This is a genomic window from Comamonas testosteroni, from assembly GCF_030505195.1.
Classification (GTDB): Bacteria; Pseudomonadota; Gammaproteobacteria; order Burkholderiales; family Burkholderiaceae_C; genus Comamonas; species Comamonas testosteroni_G.
Genome location: NZ_CP129672.1, coordinates 4,404,662 through 4,418,515 on the forward strand (window position 1 = coordinate 4,404,662; position 13,854 = coordinate 4,418,515).

General features: G+C 62.1%; 15 protein-coding genes. 9 read left to right on the forward strand and 6 right to left on the reverse strand.

Translation table 11 applies throughout. The features are described 5' to 3' along the window. Positions 1–29: 29 nt before the first annotated feature. Entirely contained in the window at positions 30–386 is a 357-nt protein-coding gene (locus QYQ99_RS20370; protein WP_302089762.1) for a cupin domain-containing protein, read from the reverse strand. A 240-nt stretch (positions 387–626) separates the two neighbouring features. Here QYQ99_RS20370 and QYQ99_RS20375 point away from each other — a divergent pair, with 240 nt between their 5' ends. Together QYQ99_RS20375 and QYQ99_RS20380 are read left to right on the forward strand one after the other, a co-directional pair. Next, positions 627–902 (forward strand): VF530 family protein, encoded by a 276-nt coding sequence (locus QYQ99_RS20375; RefSeq protein ID WP_302089763.1) that lies wholly within the window; start codon positions 627–629, stop codon positions 900–902. Positions 903–1,052: 150 nt separating this feature from the next. Next, positions 1,053–2,000, forward strand: a complete 948-nt coding sequence (locus QYQ99_RS20380; RefSeq protein WP_302089764.1) for a GGDEF domain-containing protein — start codon at positions 1,053–1,055, stop codon at positions 1,998–2,000. Between the two features lie 63 nt (positions 2,001–2,063). Here QYQ99_RS20380 and fghA read toward each other — a convergent pair whose 3' ends face one another. Together fghA and QYQ99_RS20390 are read right to left on the reverse strand one after the other, a co-directional pair. Continuing rightward, complete coding sequence (fghA, locus tag QYQ99_RS20385; protein WP_302089765.1) at positions 2,064–2,915, reverse strand: S-formylglutathione hydrolase; 852 nt, start codon at positions 2,913–2,915, stop codon at positions 2,064–2,066. A gap of 238 nt (positions 2,916–3,153) precedes the next feature. Next, positions 3,154–4,275, reverse strand: a complete 1,122-nt coding sequence (locus QYQ99_RS20390; protein ID WP_003074826.1) for an S-(hydroxymethyl)glutathione dehydrogenase/class III alcohol dehydrogenase — start codon at positions 4,273–4,275, stop codon at positions 3,154–3,156. Between the two features lie 194 nt (positions 4,276–4,469). Between QYQ99_RS20390 and QYQ99_RS20395 the strand changes: the two genes are divergently transcribed. From QYQ99_RS20395 to QYQ99_RS20405, 3 genes are all read left to right on the forward strand, one after another. Further along, positions 4,470–4,682, forward strand: a complete 213-nt coding sequence (locus QYQ99_RS20395; protein WP_302089766.1) for a hypothetical protein — start codon at positions 4,470–4,472, stop codon at positions 4,680–4,682. A gap of 195 nt (positions 4,683–4,877) precedes the next feature. Next, positions 4,878–6,173, forward strand: a complete 1,296-nt coding sequence (locus tag QYQ99_RS20400; RefSeq protein ID WP_302089767.1) for a GGDEF domain-containing protein — start codon at positions 4,878–4,880, stop codon at positions 6,171–6,173. A 349-nt stretch (positions 6,174–6,522) separates the two neighbouring features. Next, on the forward strand, positions 6,523–7,170 hold the full coding sequence (locus QYQ99_RS20405) for a YbhB/YbcL family Raf kinase inhibitor-like protein (protein WP_302089768.1): 648 nt from the start codon (positions 6,523–6,525) through the stop codon (positions 7,168–7,170). On the opposite strand, the gene QYQ99_RS20410 is transcribed toward QYQ99_RS20405, so the two are convergent. Continuing rightward, positions 7,125–7,313 (reverse strand): hypothetical protein, encoded by a 189-nt coding sequence (locus tag QYQ99_RS20410; RefSeq protein ID WP_302089769.1) that lies wholly within the window; start codon positions 7,311–7,313, stop codon positions 7,125–7,127. The genes QYQ99_RS20405 and QYQ99_RS20410 overlap by 46 nt on opposite strands. Between QYQ99_RS20410 and QYQ99_RS20415 the strand changes: the two genes are divergently transcribed. Next, the gene (locus QYQ99_RS20415; protein WP_302089770.1) at positions 7,312–8,112 is read left to right on the forward strand and encodes an AraC family transcriptional regulator; all 801 of its coding nucleotides are present in this window, start codon (positions 7,312–7,314) and stop codon (positions 8,110–8,112) included. The two genes, QYQ99_RS20410 and QYQ99_RS20415, sit on opposite strands and share 2 nt — an antisense overlap. Positions 8,113–8,328: 216 nt before the next feature. On the opposite strand, the gene QYQ99_RS20420 is transcribed toward QYQ99_RS20415, so the two are convergent. Next, on the reverse strand, positions 8,329–9,117 hold the full coding sequence (locus QYQ99_RS20420) for a hypothetical protein (protein ID WP_302089771.1): 789 nt from the start codon (positions 9,115–9,117) through the stop codon (positions 8,329–8,331). A gap of 179 nt (positions 9,118–9,296) precedes the next feature. On the opposite strand from QYQ99_RS20420, the gene QYQ99_RS20425 reads away from it, so the two are divergent. Further along, positions 9,297–10,319 (forward strand): GlxA family transcriptional regulator, encoded by a 1,023-nt coding sequence (locus QYQ99_RS20425; RefSeq protein ID WP_302089772.1) that lies wholly within the window; start codon positions 9,297–9,299, stop codon positions 10,317–10,319. A gap of 19 nt (positions 10,320–10,338) precedes the next feature. Here the strand turns inward: QYQ99_RS20425 and QYQ99_RS20430 are convergent, their stop codons facing one another. After that, positions 10,339–11,322, reverse strand: a complete 984-nt coding sequence (locus QYQ99_RS20430; protein ID WP_302089773.1) for an aldo/keto reductase — start codon at positions 11,320–11,322, stop codon at positions 10,339–10,341. 95 nt (positions 11,323–11,417) lie between these two features. Between QYQ99_RS20430 and QYQ99_RS20435 the strand changes: the two genes are divergently transcribed. Together QYQ99_RS20435 and QYQ99_RS20440 are read left to right on the forward strand one after the other, a co-directional pair. After that, positions 11,418–12,326 (forward strand): LysR family transcriptional regulator, encoded by a 909-nt coding sequence (locus QYQ99_RS20435; RefSeq protein WP_302089774.1) that lies wholly within the window; start codon positions 11,418–11,420, stop codon positions 12,324–12,326. A 195-nt stretch (positions 12,327–12,521) separates the two neighbouring features. After that, positions 12,522–13,853 (forward strand): GntP family permease, encoded by a 1,332-nt coding sequence (locus tag QYQ99_RS20440; protein ID WP_302089775.1) that lies wholly within the window; start codon positions 12,522–12,524, stop codon positions 13,851–13,853. The last annotated feature ends 1 nt before the right edge of the window (position 13,854 follow it).

Sequence of the window (13,854 nt, forward strand, 5' to 3'; positions counted from 1 at the left end):
GCAAGGCGGTGCCAGCCGGCGTGAAGCGCCTAGTTCGTGCCTGGCTGCAGCCTGATGATGTCGACCGATATTTCCACCGCCGTCACGGCGCAACGGTTTTCCAGCCAGTGCGTGGTGTTTCGGTCTTCGGGCCAGCCCACGCCCGGGCCATAGTCGGTGGCCACGCCATCTCGATGGTCGGTGATGCATCCTTCGAGGATATAGACCATGCCGGGCCTGTCCCTGTGGTCGTGAACCGGGCCGAACACGCCGCCTGGCGCCATGGTCACCAGGCGCATGCGAAGCTGGCGTCCCGCCATGCCTTCGATCTCGGGGCCGAGGTCGAGCGTGGCCAGCATTTGCACTGCCACCCCCCGGGTTTCGGGGACTTGCTGTTGGTTGGACATCCGATGCTCCTTCACGCCTGGTCACGGCCATCGAGGCAAACTGCGTTCGCGCCCGCTGCGGCTGGCCGTCTCTCAGGCCGGTTGTCAAAAGTGTGATCTCTTGTCGTTGCGCAGGAAAGCCAAATCCATGTCATTGGCGTGGCGCACTTGATATGTCCCCGCAGGGGCACTGTGGCCCGTGCTGCCTGGCGCTTGTCCCCGGAGCAGACTCTTGTGGAGCGATTCCCCGACAATGCGCCCATGACTTCCCAAGAACAACCGCGCAACCCGCTGCATGGGCTGACGCTTGAGCGCATCGTTACCGATCTGGTGGATTACTACGGCTGGCGCGAGCTGGGGCGCCGCGTGCCCGTGCGCTGCTTCAATCAGGATCCAAGCATCTCCTCGAGCCTGAAGTTTCTGCGCAAGACTCCCTGGGCGCGCGAACAGGTGGAGCAGCTGTATGTACAGACCCAGCGTGCCGATGAGCGCGAGCAGCAGCAGCGCGCGAAAAGAGCGGAGCGCTTTGAGGACTGAGTGAAAGTGAGAACGTCACTTATAGTTTGATGTAGATTAAAGAACAGCCGCCATCAGGCGGTTATCTTTATTCGAGGTACGCCCGTGTCACTGCCGGCGGTCGAAAAAACGATTCTTCGCGAATTTCCCGATCCTGCTTTGCTTGCGCCCATGCCCGACAACCCATTTTTCATTGCCCGCCAGTACGAAAGCCTCTGCAACGGCCTGCCGGACCTCACCTTGGTCTTCACGGAGTCGGGTCGTTATGCGGCAGTCCTTGGCGGCAAACACCAGCGCTGCAGCCATGACTCCACGGCGCTGGTCGGCCAGTTCATTGCCGATGTGCTGGCTCCTGCCAAGGCGCTCTGGTTTCTGCAGCAGATCCGGGTGGCGCTGAGCAGCCAGCGGGTGCTGGTGGTGGAGTACGAGCTTGGCGCAGCCGATCTGTTGGGGGTGCCCCATGGCGAGCCTGCCGAGACGATCTGGTTCGAAGGTCGCATCAGTGCCCTGGAGGGGCTGTTCTGGGGGGAACAGGCCGTCGTCTGGGTGGCTGGCAATATCACGGCCAACAAGCGCCTGCAGCAGCAGTTGCAGGAGCAGACCCTGACCGACGAGTTGACGGGGCTGCGCAATCGCCGGGGCTTTATGCGCGAGCTGGCTCAGGCCTACGCGGCCCACAGGCAGCAAGGCCTGTCGGCCTGTCTCCTGAGCTTTGATGTGGACCACTTCAGAGCCATCAATGAGGGGTTGGGCCATACCGCAGGCGATCAGGCGCTGCGCGATCTGGCGGCTGCCGTGAGTGTCTTGCTGGCTCCAGAGCATGTGTTCGGTCGCCTGGGTGCCAATGAATTCGCCGTGCTGTGCGGCGGCCGCAGCATTGCCGAGATCACCACCCTGGCGCGAGGGCTGCTGGAGGTGGGGCGACAGGCGCTGCAACTGTATGCCACGACCGATCCCGCGCCCTCGCTCAGTGTCGGGATTGCACATTTCATGCCGACCGACAGCAGCCTGGAGGACATCATGCGCCGCGCGGATCAGGCCTTGTACGCCGCCAAGCGGCAGGCCGGGCACCGGGCGGTCGTGGCGGATGGAACCCAATCGAACTACGGCCTGGCCTGAGGTCTGACAGAAGGGCCCAGCAGCGCCAATGGTCGGGGCACTGGCCGGGCCACGCCCGCAGGATCAGGCGCCCAGTTGCTGCGCATGGTGGCGCAGGTGGTCGTCGACAAAGCTCTGGATGAAATAGTAGCCATGGTCGTAGCCCGCATGCCGGCGCAGCGTGAGCGGCTGAGCGGCCTGGGCGCAGGCGGCTTCGAAGGCCTCGGGCAGCAATTGCTTTTCGATCAGGAACTTGTCGGCCAGGCCCTGGTCGATGAGGATGCCTGCGGGGAAGGGCGCTGCGGTCTGCGCGCTCATCAGCTCGCTGGCGTCATGCCTGACCCATTCGGCCTTGTCGTCGCCCAGATAGCCGCCGAGCGCCTTGTGGCCCCAGGGGCAGTTGATGGGGTTGGCAATCGGTGCAAAGGCCGAGACCGACTTGAACCGGCCGGGGTGGCGCAGCGCCAGGGTCAGCGCGCCGTGGCCGCCCATGCTGTGGCCGAAGATGCCCAGACGCTGCAGGTCTACGGGCAGCTTGCTGCCGACCAGGGGCAGCAGATCGTTGAGGATGTAGCTCTCCATGCGCCAGTGCAGCGCCCAGGGCCGGGTGGTCGCGTCCAGGTAAAAACCGGCGCCCACGCCAAAGTCCCAGCTGTCGGCCTCTCCCGCCAGACCCGCGCCGCGCGGGCTGGTATCGGGGCAGATCAGGGCGATATTGAGTTCGGAGGCCAGGCGCTGGGCTCCGGCCTTGATGAAGAAGGTCTCTTCGGTACAGGTCAGGCCGGCCAGATAGAGCAGGGCCGGCACCTTCTCGCCCATCACGGCCTTGGGCGGCAGATAGACCGAGAACTTCATGGCGAGGCCGATCTCGGAACTATGGTGTTCGTAATAGCGCTGAGCGCCACCAAAGCAGGCGTGGGCGTTCTTGAGTTCCATGGCAGTCACTCCTAAAAGAAAAGCTGCTTGCGCTCGTCAATAAAGCGTTTACAGCTGCTTTATATATAAATATGAATCAAAGCATGCGCGAGCAGCTATGAAATTAAAAGCGCTGGGTGGTTCTTCAAAACTAGCGCGGCCCATCGATGAGACACCGAGGAAGCGCCGCCGCGCACCGAGGGTGTCGTCCCCCTTCCGCGAAGCGAGAAAGGGGGAAGGCGCGAAGCGCCTCAGGGGGTTACGAAGCGTCAGCGTAGTTCACCACCGAGCGAATCGACTTGCCCTCGTGCATCAGCTCGAAGGCTTCGTTGATGTGCTTCAGGCCCATGGTGTGGGTGACGAAGGGTTCGAGCTGAATCTTGCCGGCCATGGCATCTTCCACCATGCCGGGCAGCTCGCTGCGGCCCTTGACGCCGCCAAAGGCCGTACCCAGCCACTTGCGGCCGGTCACCAGCTGGAAGGGGCGGGTCTTGATCTCCTGGCCGGCTCCGGCCACGCCGATGATGACCGACTGGCCCCAGCCGCGGTGGGCGCATTCCAGCGCGGCACGCATCACGTCCACATTGCCGATGCATTCGAAGCTGTGGTCCACACCCCAGCCGGTCATCTCGACGATCACTTGCTGGATGGGCTTGTCGAAGTCCTTGGGGTTCACGCAGTCGGTGGCGCCAAAGGTCTTGGCCAGCTCGAACTTGCCGGGGTTGGTGTCGACGGCGATGATGCGGCCGGCCTTGGCCAGCTTGGCGCCCTGGATCACGGCCAGGCCGATGCCGCCCAGGCCGAATACGGCCACGGTGTCGCCTTCCTGCACCTTGGCGGTGTTCTTGACCGCGCCCAGACCGGTGGTCACGCCGCAGCCCAGCAGGCAGACCTGCTCGGGGTTGGCATCGGGGTTGACCTTGGCCAGCGAGACGGCGGCAACCACGGTGTATTCGCTGAAGGTGGAGCAGCCCATGTAGTGATAGATGGGCTCGCCCTTGTAGCTGAAGCGCGTCGTGCCGTCGGGCATCACGCCCTTGCCCTGGGTGGCGCGCACGGCCACGCACAGATTGGTCTTGCCGCTCTTGCAGAACAGGCATTCGCCGCATTCGGCGGTATAGAGCGGAATCACATGGTCGCCGGGCTTCACGCTGGTCACACCTTCGCCCACTTCCACCACGATGCCTGCGCCTTCGTGGCCCAGCACGGCGGGGAAGATGCCTTCGGGGTCATCACCGCTCAGGGTGAAGGCGTCGGTGTGACAGACGCCGGTATGGGTGATCTTGACCAGCACCTCGCCAGCCTTGGGCGGCGCGACGTCGATCTCGACGATTTGCAGGGGTTCTCCGGCTTTGAAGGCTACGGCGGCGCGGGATTTCATGGGCAGGTCTTTCTTGGAAGGCTGAGGATGCGGTGGCTGCCCGGGGCAGGGCCGAGGCCTGGCTGGGCGTACCGGTTGTGAAGTGTGAATGTAGGCGATCCCGCAGCCCTGTGGAAATTCGTGGCCGCAGATGGCGGCTCTTTGGCCGAATGTCACACGGTTCGCCGGGGCGTCTTGCGCTGGCTGGCGATGCCATGGCATCGAATGCTCTGGGCGGCCTGCGGGGCGGCCGATACCGGCAGGGGCCGCCAGGCAGGCCCGCCGGTGTGCGTGCCACCTCGTCACAGATGGGGCATGGAGTTGGCTGGCGCTCCATTGCAAGCGTCGATGCCCCTCTGCGGCTGCAAGCGGGCTCATTCAACGGCGACGAGTTGCTGCCAGGCGATCTGCGCAAGGCCAACCGCTAACATGCAGAGGATGCTTCTGCACTCGCACGCGTGCAACCGAGAGGCATCTTGCAATGTGAGTTTCCACTTTCAAATTATCTCAACCGTCAAAAGGGTTTGCACCAATGTTTGCCGAGTGTCGGCAACGCAGACTTGTGTGGTTAACCATTTTTCTAGCAGCCTTTGATTTCGATTCTCCGATTGATCGCAGTTGCCTTGGACCAACTTGAGGTGGCAGTGTGCATCTTTGACGCCAAAGACAGAACCCTGCTTTGGAACGATACGTTTTTGCAGTTTTTCCCCGAGCATGCAGGCCTCGTCTATGCGGGAGAAGACTACCGAGAGAATTTGCGGCGCTTTTACCTGCGCAGGCTCCCCGAAGACGAGTTGCCGCACTTGGGTCGCTACATCGAGGAAGGTCTTCAGCGGCATCACCACCAGCATCGCGCCTTTGAATTCGACCACTATGACTACCGTGTTCGAGTGGCTTCAGTGTCCCTGGGAGCCTTCGGGCGGATCAGGGTGTGGCGCAAGACGGCTCCCTTGCTCACGGGGATGCAGGACAGAATGAGCCCGAAGCAGGTGCCGCTGCCACACCAGATGTCGACAGACACTGCGATGGCCCTGGAGAGCCTGGCTGACGGCATCTTGATGGTGGATGCGCAAGACAAGGCGGTGTGGGCCAACCACTCTTTTCTTCAGCTCTACAGCTTTCCTGGCTCCGAGAGTCTTCGCACGCTCAGGTTCGAAGCCATCTATGCAAAGGCCTGGCGCCATGTGCAGCCCACGCCTGAATATGAAGCCGGACTGTCCGTTCTCAAAGAGCGGCAGCGCTTCTCCGGGGCTCCCTATGTACTGGCGCTGCCACATGATCGCTGGGTGCGGGTTGTGGAGCTGCGTGGGACTCAGGCCAATGGCTGCAGCTTTTTTTCGCACGTCGACATCACCGTGTCCCGACGGCAGCAAGAGGAGCTGAGGCAGCTGACGACGCATCTGGAGTCCTTGGCGGGAAAAGATCCCCTGATCAACCTCGTGAACCGCAGACGCTTTGACGCAGAACTGGAGTCGGAGTGGCGCAGGGCGCACAGATCGGGCTCGACCCTGTCGCTGCTCATGTTGGATGTGGATCACTTCAAACATCTCAACGATACCTTTGGCCATCCGTTTGGAGATGAGGTGCTCAGGTGTTTTGCCTCTCTGCTGGCGCACTGCGTACAACGCTCCGGAAGCCTTCTTGCGCGCTACGGAGGGGAAGAATTCGCCGTGCTGCTATCCGGTACAGACTTGTCCGGTGCAGCACAGCTTGCTGAATTCATCAGGCAGCAGGTTGAGCTGATGTCCCTGGGTAACGAGAAAACCAGACTGGTGCGAATCACGATCAGTATTGGGGTTGCGTGCGCAAGCGGATCTGAGCTTGAGTCGTCAGCCTCCGCGCTCATTGACAGGGCGGACAGGGCCCTGTATGCCGCCAAGGAAAAAGGGCGCAACCAAGTGTGCCTTGCCAGACAATAGGGCTGCCGGGCTGCCGGGCTGCCGGGCTGTCAGGCTGCCATTGCTTTCGCTCGCCGCGCGCCGCTCGCCGCTCGCCGCGCGCGGTGCATCAGCAAGGCACATGCTCCGTTTCGAGGGTATGCCGGGGGTCTTGTGAAGCGCCTGCCACCGCACAGTAGTCTTCGCGCATGCCGGCCACGCGGCTGACGATGCGGCGACAGCGCACGCTCTGATCCAGATGCATCCGAATTGACAGGATGCGTGAATCGATTGATCGGATTTGGTGCTTTCGGGTGCGCTTGATTTCCTACACTGGTGCAGGACGTCGATGCACGTCACACCCGCTCAACTCCCGCAAGGACGGATCCCCATGCAACTTATCAGCCAGAGTTTTCAAGATGGTCAGCGCATTCCTGGCGAATTCGCATTCGCAGTGCCTGATGCCGCATCCCATGTGGCCCTGTCGTCCAACCGGAACCCGCATCTGGCCTGGAGTGACGTGCCGGATGGAACCCGGTCATTTGTCCTCGTCTGCCATGACCCCGACGTGCCCAGCAAGGGCGATGATGTGAACCAGGAGGGCCGGGAGGTTCCGTTTTCCCTGCCCCGTGTGGACTTCTTTCACTGGCTGCTTCTCGACATTCCGGCCCATGTCAGGTCCATCGCCGCAGGCGCTCATTCGGACGGCGTGACGCCAAGGGGCAAGCCTGGAGTCGCCGCGCCAGAAGGATGGCGTCACGGCCTGAACGACTACACGGGATGGTTTGCCGCCGACGAACAGATGAAGGGGGACTACTTCGGCTATGACGGCCCTTGCCCGCCCTGGAACGACACACGGATCCATCATTACGTGTTCACCATCTATGCCGTGGCGACGCCCACGCTGGAGGTGTCCGGGGCCCTGACGGGTGCGAATGTGCGTGCGGCGCTCGCATCGGCCGAGGTGCTTGGACAGGCCCGCCTCACCGGGGTCTACAGTCTCAATCCTGCGGTCTCGCTGCCGACCGGCGTCCGGTAGGAAAAGTCTGCAATGGCGATGGCAATGGCAATGGCAATGGCAATGGCAATGGCAATGGCAATGGCAATGGCAATGGCAATGGCGAGGGCAGCCTCTCCGACACCGGAAAACCCGTCGGGGGAGCTGCCATGGCTGCTTCCCATGGGTGCGCCCCAATGGAGGCGTGGCCTGTGGACCGTGGCCCAGCCTTGTCTGACGCAGGCACAGCACACGCCCCGCTTCCTGTTTCAGGATGCGACTGTGCTGCTCATTGCGGCGGGGCGACTGGACCTTGACAGCAGCATCGACCGGATCGCAGTGCAAGCCTGTACATCTTTGCTGCTCGTCGAGGCCAATGCCTGCGCAGATCTGATCAAAACACCTGGAGGCATGGAGCAGCGTTTTCGCTCGATCTTTCTGACGCTGTCGCCAGAACTGCTTGCCGCTTTTCGCCGGGGACGCGCCATGGAGTCCGAGACTTTGCACGCGTCTGCATCCTTTCGGAAGATTCCCTTGGACGCCGACCTCGGATCCTCGCTACAGCATGTGCTTGCGAGTGCAGGAGCCCGGCCGGTCAGCGACGAGCGCCTTCGATACCGGGCCATGGACTTTCTGGCGGCACTGGCCGAGCGCGGCTTCACGTTCAGGCCACCCGTGCCACAGGGTATGTCCGGGCGGCTGCGCACCCTGATTGGCGAAGCACCCGGCCAGCATTGGACTGCACAGACTGCAGGAAAGGCGCTTGCCGTCAGCGAGGCCACGCTGCGCCGCCGCCTGGCGGTTGAACAGGCGCGGTTTGAGGAGGTGCTCAGGGATGTGCGCATGCTTCACGCCATGATGCTGGTGCAAACCACATCGCTGAGTGTCCTGGAGATTGCCCAGGCATGTGGGTACAGGTCACGCGCCCGCTTTGCCGAACGTTTCCGCGCGCGCTTTGGATATCTGCCGTCGGCAGTCCGCTGATCTGCTGCCGGCAGCGTTGCCTAGAAGCCCGTGATGGGGCGGCTGCGCCGCTTCAGACGCTGAAACTGTGGCGCGGGCGGCGTTGCAAAAGGTCGGTGCATTCACCCACGTCACTGTGGCGCGAGTCGATAGGGCGTGATTCGATGCAAGCCCGCCAGTGGCGGCGGCATGTTGTCGGGCGGGACGGCGTGTTCCGGCGCTGCGAGCGTCGCCGGCTCAATCCTCGTTCGGTATCAGTGTTCCCCATACCGGCAGCTGTGCGCCTGGCGGTGCCGGGCCGTCATAGGCGGGTTGCACCTCAATCGCGGGCTTGCCCGCCTGGCAATCGATGAACCCCCATTGACTGGGACGGTAGCGCGCCTCGGGGCCGTCAGGGGCTCCGACCAGAAACTCGGCCTGGATGTCATAGTCGATCAAGGGCACATGCAGGCTGGCGATATCGCCCTTGCGGCATTCCAGATAGGGGCGCTTCGGGTCGACCACCCAGTCGCCATAACCTGGCTGAGCGTCGGGATCGAAGTGGAATACCGGGCCGAGGCGCTGGTCGCGGGCCAGCTCCAACGCGCCGTTGCCGATGGCGCTGACCCAGGCGCCAGCGATCTGGACCGGCTGCGTAAAGCGCGCCGCACTCAGTCCTCGCAGACCCAGCGGTCGCTGGCGCTCGCCGTTGTCAAAGGCGTCGTAGCGATTGATCAGGGTGCCTTTGGGAAATAGCAGCTCTCCATAGCGGAAGTCCTCGGGCAGCACAAAGCGCTGCCGGCTCTCGCGATAGTGGGCCCGCAGCGTCACGGCCTCTTCAATCTGCACCAGCTTGCGCGCCAGCACCAGGCCCCATAGATCGCCGGCCAGCGCCAATATCGCCATCACCACGACGAACCAGTGCCAGAACGGCGGGCGTTCAGAGGCGGGTGTGTGCCTATGGCGCAGCCACCACAACAGCCCGCGCAGCAACAGCCACAGGCTCAGGCCGGCTGCCACCCAGGGGGCGAGCAGCAGCAGCAACATGGGTAGGGTGAAAAGAGGTCCAGGAATCATGGGCAGAAAAAGGGGCAGAAGCCCCGGACTTTAGCAGTGGATGCACCTGCCAGAACCAGGTGCCGAGAGGGCTTGCGTATAGTCGGGGCTTGTGCGCTGCAAGTGCCTGCAGCGCTGGTTGTATATGCTCGAACTGCTCTGATTTTTGTATGGAACACCATCACGCTGGCGCCCACCGCGTCGATCTGGTTGTCTACCCCGGCTTCAAGGCGCTGGAGGCCATAGGTCCGATGTCCGTTTTTGACTATGCCAATGTGCATCTGCGGCACAAAGGCCTGCCTGACGGATATGCGGTGCGGGTGGTGGCGTCGCATGCCGGTCTTGTGCCTTCGGATACCTTGATGGGCTTGCAGGCCAGCCATACTCTGGCGCAGGTCGAGGCCGAGGGCACGGGCTGCACGGTGCTGCTGGTGGGCGCACGCCATATCGAGCAGGTGCTGGCGGCTTCGCCTGAGCTGGTGGACTGGGTGGCGCGAGTGGCTCCCGGGGTCGGGCGCCTGATCGCGCTGTGCAGCGGCAGTTTCTTTCTGGCGGCAGCCGGTCTGCTCGATGATCGCCGCGCGGCCACGCACTGGAGCGTGGCGGGGGCGCTGGCCCAGCGTTATCCGCGGGTGCAGGTGGATGCCGATGCGATCTATGTGTGCGACGAAATCAAGGACAGCGACGGCATGCGTCAGCTCTGGACTTCTGCCGGCGTCACGGCCGGCATTGATCTGGCGCTGGCGGTGGTGGAGCATGATTTCGGCCATGCGCTGGCGCTGCAGGTGGCACGCGACCTGGTCATGTATCTCAAACGCCCGGGCGGTCAGTCGCAGTTCAGCGTATCCCTGGCCGCGCAGGCTACGCAGCACAGCGCAGTGCAGGCCGCCCAGCAGTGGGTGCTGGAGCATCTGGACCAGCCCATGCCGCTGGCGCTGCTGGCGGGCAAGGCGGCGATGAGCGAGCGCAACTTTCGCCGCGTCTTTCAGCAGGAGACCGGCTGCAGTCCCAGCAGCTTTGTGGAAAACGCTCGCCTGGAGCGGGCCAAGCAGCTGCTGGAGAACCTGGGCTCTGTGCCCCTCAAGACCGTGGCCGCCAAGGTCGGGTTGGGTTCGGAGCAGGCGCTGAGACATCTGTTCGTGCGCAAGCTGGGTATCACACCTGTCGCTTACCGGGAGCGGTTCGGTGATTGAGGGCCGGTGCTGAAGCTGATCAGGCGTTGACGCCCTTCATGCCTTCTTCGCTGTAGCGGGCACCGGCCACAGGTGTTTTTAGCTGCAACTGCTCAAGTGCGGTCAGCTCCTGCGCTTCCAGATGGATCTGCAGCGCTTGCAGGTTATCAGCCAGATGGGCAATACGTGTGGTTCCGGGAATGGGAACGATATCCTCGCCCTGTGCCAGCAACCATGCGAGCGCAATCTGCGCGGGGCTGCAATGTCTGCGCTGGGCGATGGTGATGACGGCATCCACCAGCGCACGGTTGGCATCAATGTTCTGAGCCTGAAAGCGCGGCAAGTTGAGGCGAAAGTCTCCTTCCGCCTGTGGTGTCTGATGCTGGAAACGACCCGTCAAAAAGCCCCGTCCAAGCGGAGAGTAGGGCACTAGGCCGATGCCCAGTTCACGGCAGGTGGGCAGCACCTCGACTTCCACATCGCGGGTGAACAGCGAATATTCGGTTTGCACGGCAGTGACAGGGTGTACTGCATGGGCGCGGCGTAGTGTGGCGGCGCTGACTTCGCTCAGGCCGATATGGGCGATCTTGCCTTCCTGTACAAGGCGGGCCAGCTCCTGCATGGTGTCTTCGATGGCCTGCTCAGAGTTGATGCGGTGCACATAGAAGAGGTCAATCTGCTCCACACCGAGACGCTGCAGGGATGCCTCGCAACTGGCCCTTGCATAGGCTGGACTGCTATCAATGCTGCGCGTGTAGTCGCCCTGCTTGCGCACAATGCCAAATTTAGTAGCGATTTTCACGCGTTGCGAGCGACCACGCAGAAATTGCGCCAGCAGCTCTTCGTTGTGGTGATGGCCATAGCCGTCAGCGGTGTCGAAAAAATTCACGCCATGATCCACGGCCCAGTTCAGAGTCTGCAAAGACTGTTCATCGTCGCGGGGCCCATAGAACTCACTCATGCCCATGCAGCCCAGCCCCAATGCGGAGACTTGCAAGCTGCGACCCAAGGTTTTCAATTGCATAGATGACTTTCTGGTTTCAGAGAGCTGGCAGTATCATTTTTCAAAATTGATATTCATAGAGGCTTTCTTGAAAAGTAATTTTCCATTTTTGAAAAATGACTGACTTTGATACCGCTGTGCAGTGGGATGACGCCCGCATCTTCCTTGCCGTGGCTCGTGGTGGCTCACTCAGTGCTGCAGCCCCGGTGCTGGGCCTGGGCATTGCGACAGTCTCGCGCCGCCTGCAACGGCTGGAGGAAGCATTGGGCGTGCCCTTGTTCAGCCGTCACCAAAGCGGCTACCGTCTAAGTGATGACGGTCAGGCTTTACTGGAGCGCGCACAGGCGCTGGAAAGTGCGGCTCATGCCTTTGGTGATCTGGCCCGCCAGCAGACGCTGGTGGCAGGCATTGTGCGCCTGGCCACAGCGGAAAATCTGGCCAACTCTCTCATCATGGATTCGCTGCCCCAATTGCTGGCCCAGTACCCGCAGCTGGAACTGGAAATTGTCAGCGGCGTGCAGGCGGTCAATCTGCACCGGCGTGATGCGGATATGGCGGTGCGCATGGTCAAACCCGAGGCGGGCAATGTCACGCTACGGCGTCTGGGCACACTGGGCATGGGCCTGTATGGTGCGCAGTCCTATGTGGCAAACCGGGCAGGCGGGCCTACCAGTCAGGTCTGGGAGCATGACCTCATGATTGGCTGGCCCGAGTCACATGCCCATCTACCCGCAGCGCAATGGATGCACAAAGTCTTGCGAGGCAAGCCTTGCCGCATGCTGGCCAATACCTTGACGGTGCAGCTGGCTGCAGTGGAGGCGGGCCTTGGGCTGGCGGTGCTGCCGCATTTTCTGGCCAGTCGCTCTGGCCTGGTCTGCCTGCAACCCGAACTGGGCGTGGATCAAACCATATGGCTGGTCATGCACAGCGATATGGCGCATTCCCGGCGCGTGCGCGCAGTGGCCGATCATCTGATTGCGCTGTTTGAACGCCATGCCCTGAGGCTGTCTCGGGCCAGCGCTTGAAGTTTGATTTTGAGTGCCTGCTTACTCTTTGTGAAATCAAGTTGCAAGCGGCCCGGAGCTGATGGCTGGAGAGGATGGCTAATCAACTGCATGACAGGTGGCCAACCGGATCGGTAAACAGGCGTCGCGACCCAGCGCCGCTTTTTTGTCAGGCCAATCTTCTGCGCACTGGCAACCCATCAGCGACCCCAAATCATGAGCAGTATTGCTATTTCATCCATTCTGGTGGTCCTCAGCATCGTGGCCATCATTTATCTCACGGCCAAACTCAAGGCCAACGTCTTTGGCGCGCTGTTTGCTGTGTCGCTGGCGCTGCTGGGTACCAACCTGCCCCTGCCCAAGGTGATTGATGCGCTCAAGACCGGCTTTGGCAATACGCTGGGCAGCATCTACTTTGTCATCATCTTTGGCGCGGCCATCGCTGTGTGCATGCAAAGAAGCGGCGGCGCGCTCAGCATTGCGACCCACATTATGAATCTTGCGGGCAAGCAAAACGCTCGCCCTGCCATGGCCTGGACGGGTTTCATCCCCGGTCTGACCATCTTCTGCGATACCGGCTACATCATCCTGAGCGGCATCGCGCGCAGCATCAGCGTCAGCTCCAAGGTACCCATGCCGCTGATTGCCTCCATCCTGGGCTCATCGCTGTATGTCGTGCACTGCCTGGTGCCCACACACCCTGGTGCACTGGCTGCGGCCACCCAGCTCAATGCCAATCTGGGCCTGCTGGTGCTAGCGGGCGTGGTGTTTGCCATTCCCGGTCTGCTGGCTGCTTACTACTGGGCCTACTTGATGTGCAAGGGCAAGGACTACGCGCCTTCCGAGCCTGAAGAGACCGAGCAGCAATCCACTGCCCACCTGCCTTCGTTCGGCTTTTCGCTGCTGCCCGTGGTGCTGCCGCTGCTGCTGATTTCGATTTCCACGCTGCTGACCACGCTGGGCTACAAGGATGGTTTTGCCACCGTCTTCCACTTTCTGGGCAACCCCGTGATCGCGCTGCTGGCGGGCATGCTTTGCGGCATGTGGTTGCTGGCACGCAATGGCGGCAAGAGGGGGGACTTCAGCGCCGTGCTGGAAGATGCCATCGTCAAGGCTGGCCCCACACTGATCATCACCGGCGTGGGCGGCATGTTTGGCGCCATCATCAAGGAAACCGGCGTGGGTGGTGCACTGGGCGAAGTGCTGGGCACTGCCTCGGTCGGCCTGCTCGTGCCATTCATCATTGCCGCGCTGCTCAAGACGGCGCAGGGCTCGTCCATCGTGGCTGCGCTGACAACGGCTGCCATCGTCGCCCCCAGCTTGGCCACCTTTGGTCTGGGCTCGGAAACCGGCCGCATCTTTGCCGTGCTGGCCATTGGTGCAGGCTCCATTGTGGCCTCGCACGCCAATGACTCCTACTTATGGGTGGTGACCAAGTTCTCGGGCATCAAGATGGAAGAGTCGCTGCGCGTCTTTACCTCGTCCACTCTGGTCATGGGTCTGGTCAGCTTTGCCTGTATCTGGGCTGCCAGCGCCGTGTTGCTGTAAA

Coding starts and splice junctions, on each gene's coding strand:
- QYQ99_RS20370 (WP_302089762.1), bottom strand. CDS start 386: ATGTCCAACCAACAGCAAGTCCCCGAAACCCGGGGGGTGGCAGTGCAA.
- QYQ99_RS20375 (WP_302089763.1), top strand. CDS start 627: ATGACTTCCCAAGAACAACCGCGCAACCCGCTGCATGGGCTGACGCTT.
- QYQ99_RS20380 (WP_302089764.1), top strand. CDS start 1,053: ATGCCCGACAACCCATTTTTCATTGCCCGCCAGTACGAAAGCCTCTGC.
- fghA (WP_302089765.1), bottom strand. CDS start 2,915: ATGGAACTCAAGAACGCCCACGCCTGCTTTGGTGGCGCTCAGCGCTAT.
- QYQ99_RS20390 (WP_003074826.1), bottom strand. CDS start 4,275: ATGAAATCCCGCGCCGCCGTAGCCTTCAAAGCCGGAGAACCCCTGCAA.
- QYQ99_RS20395 (WP_302089766.1), top strand. CDS start 4,470: ATGGCATCGAATGCTCTGGGCGGCCTGCGGGGCGGCCGATACCGGCAG.
- QYQ99_RS20405 (WP_302089768.1), top strand. CDS start 6,523: ATGCAACTTATCAGCCAGAGTTTTCAAGATGGTCAGCGCATTCCTGGC.
- QYQ99_RS20415 (WP_302089770.1), top strand. CDS start 7,312: ATGGGTGCGCCCCAATGGAGGCGTGGCCTGTGGACCGTGGCCCAGCCT.
- QYQ99_RS20410 (WP_302089769.1), bottom strand. CDS start 7,313: ATGGGAAGCAGCCATGGCAGCTCCCCCGACGGGTTTTCCGGTGTCGGA.
- QYQ99_RS20420 (WP_302089771.1), bottom strand. CDS start 9,117: ATGTTGCTGCTGCTGCTCGCCCCCTGGGTGGCAGCCGGCCTGAGCCTG.
- QYQ99_RS20425 (WP_302089772.1), top strand. CDS start 9,297: ATGGAACACCATCACGCTGGCGCCCACCGCGTCGATCTGGTTGTCTAC.
- QYQ99_RS20430 (WP_302089773.1), bottom strand. CDS start 11,322: ATGCAATTGAAAACCTTGGGTCGCAGCTTGCAAGTCTCCGCATTGGGG.
- QYQ99_RS20435 (WP_302089774.1), top strand. CDS start 11,418: ATGACTGACTTTGATACCGCTGTGCAGTGGGATGACGCCCGCATCTTC.
- QYQ99_RS20440 (WP_302089775.1), top strand. CDS start 12,522: ATGAGCAGTATTGCTATTTCATCCATTCTGGTGGTCCTCAGCATCGTG.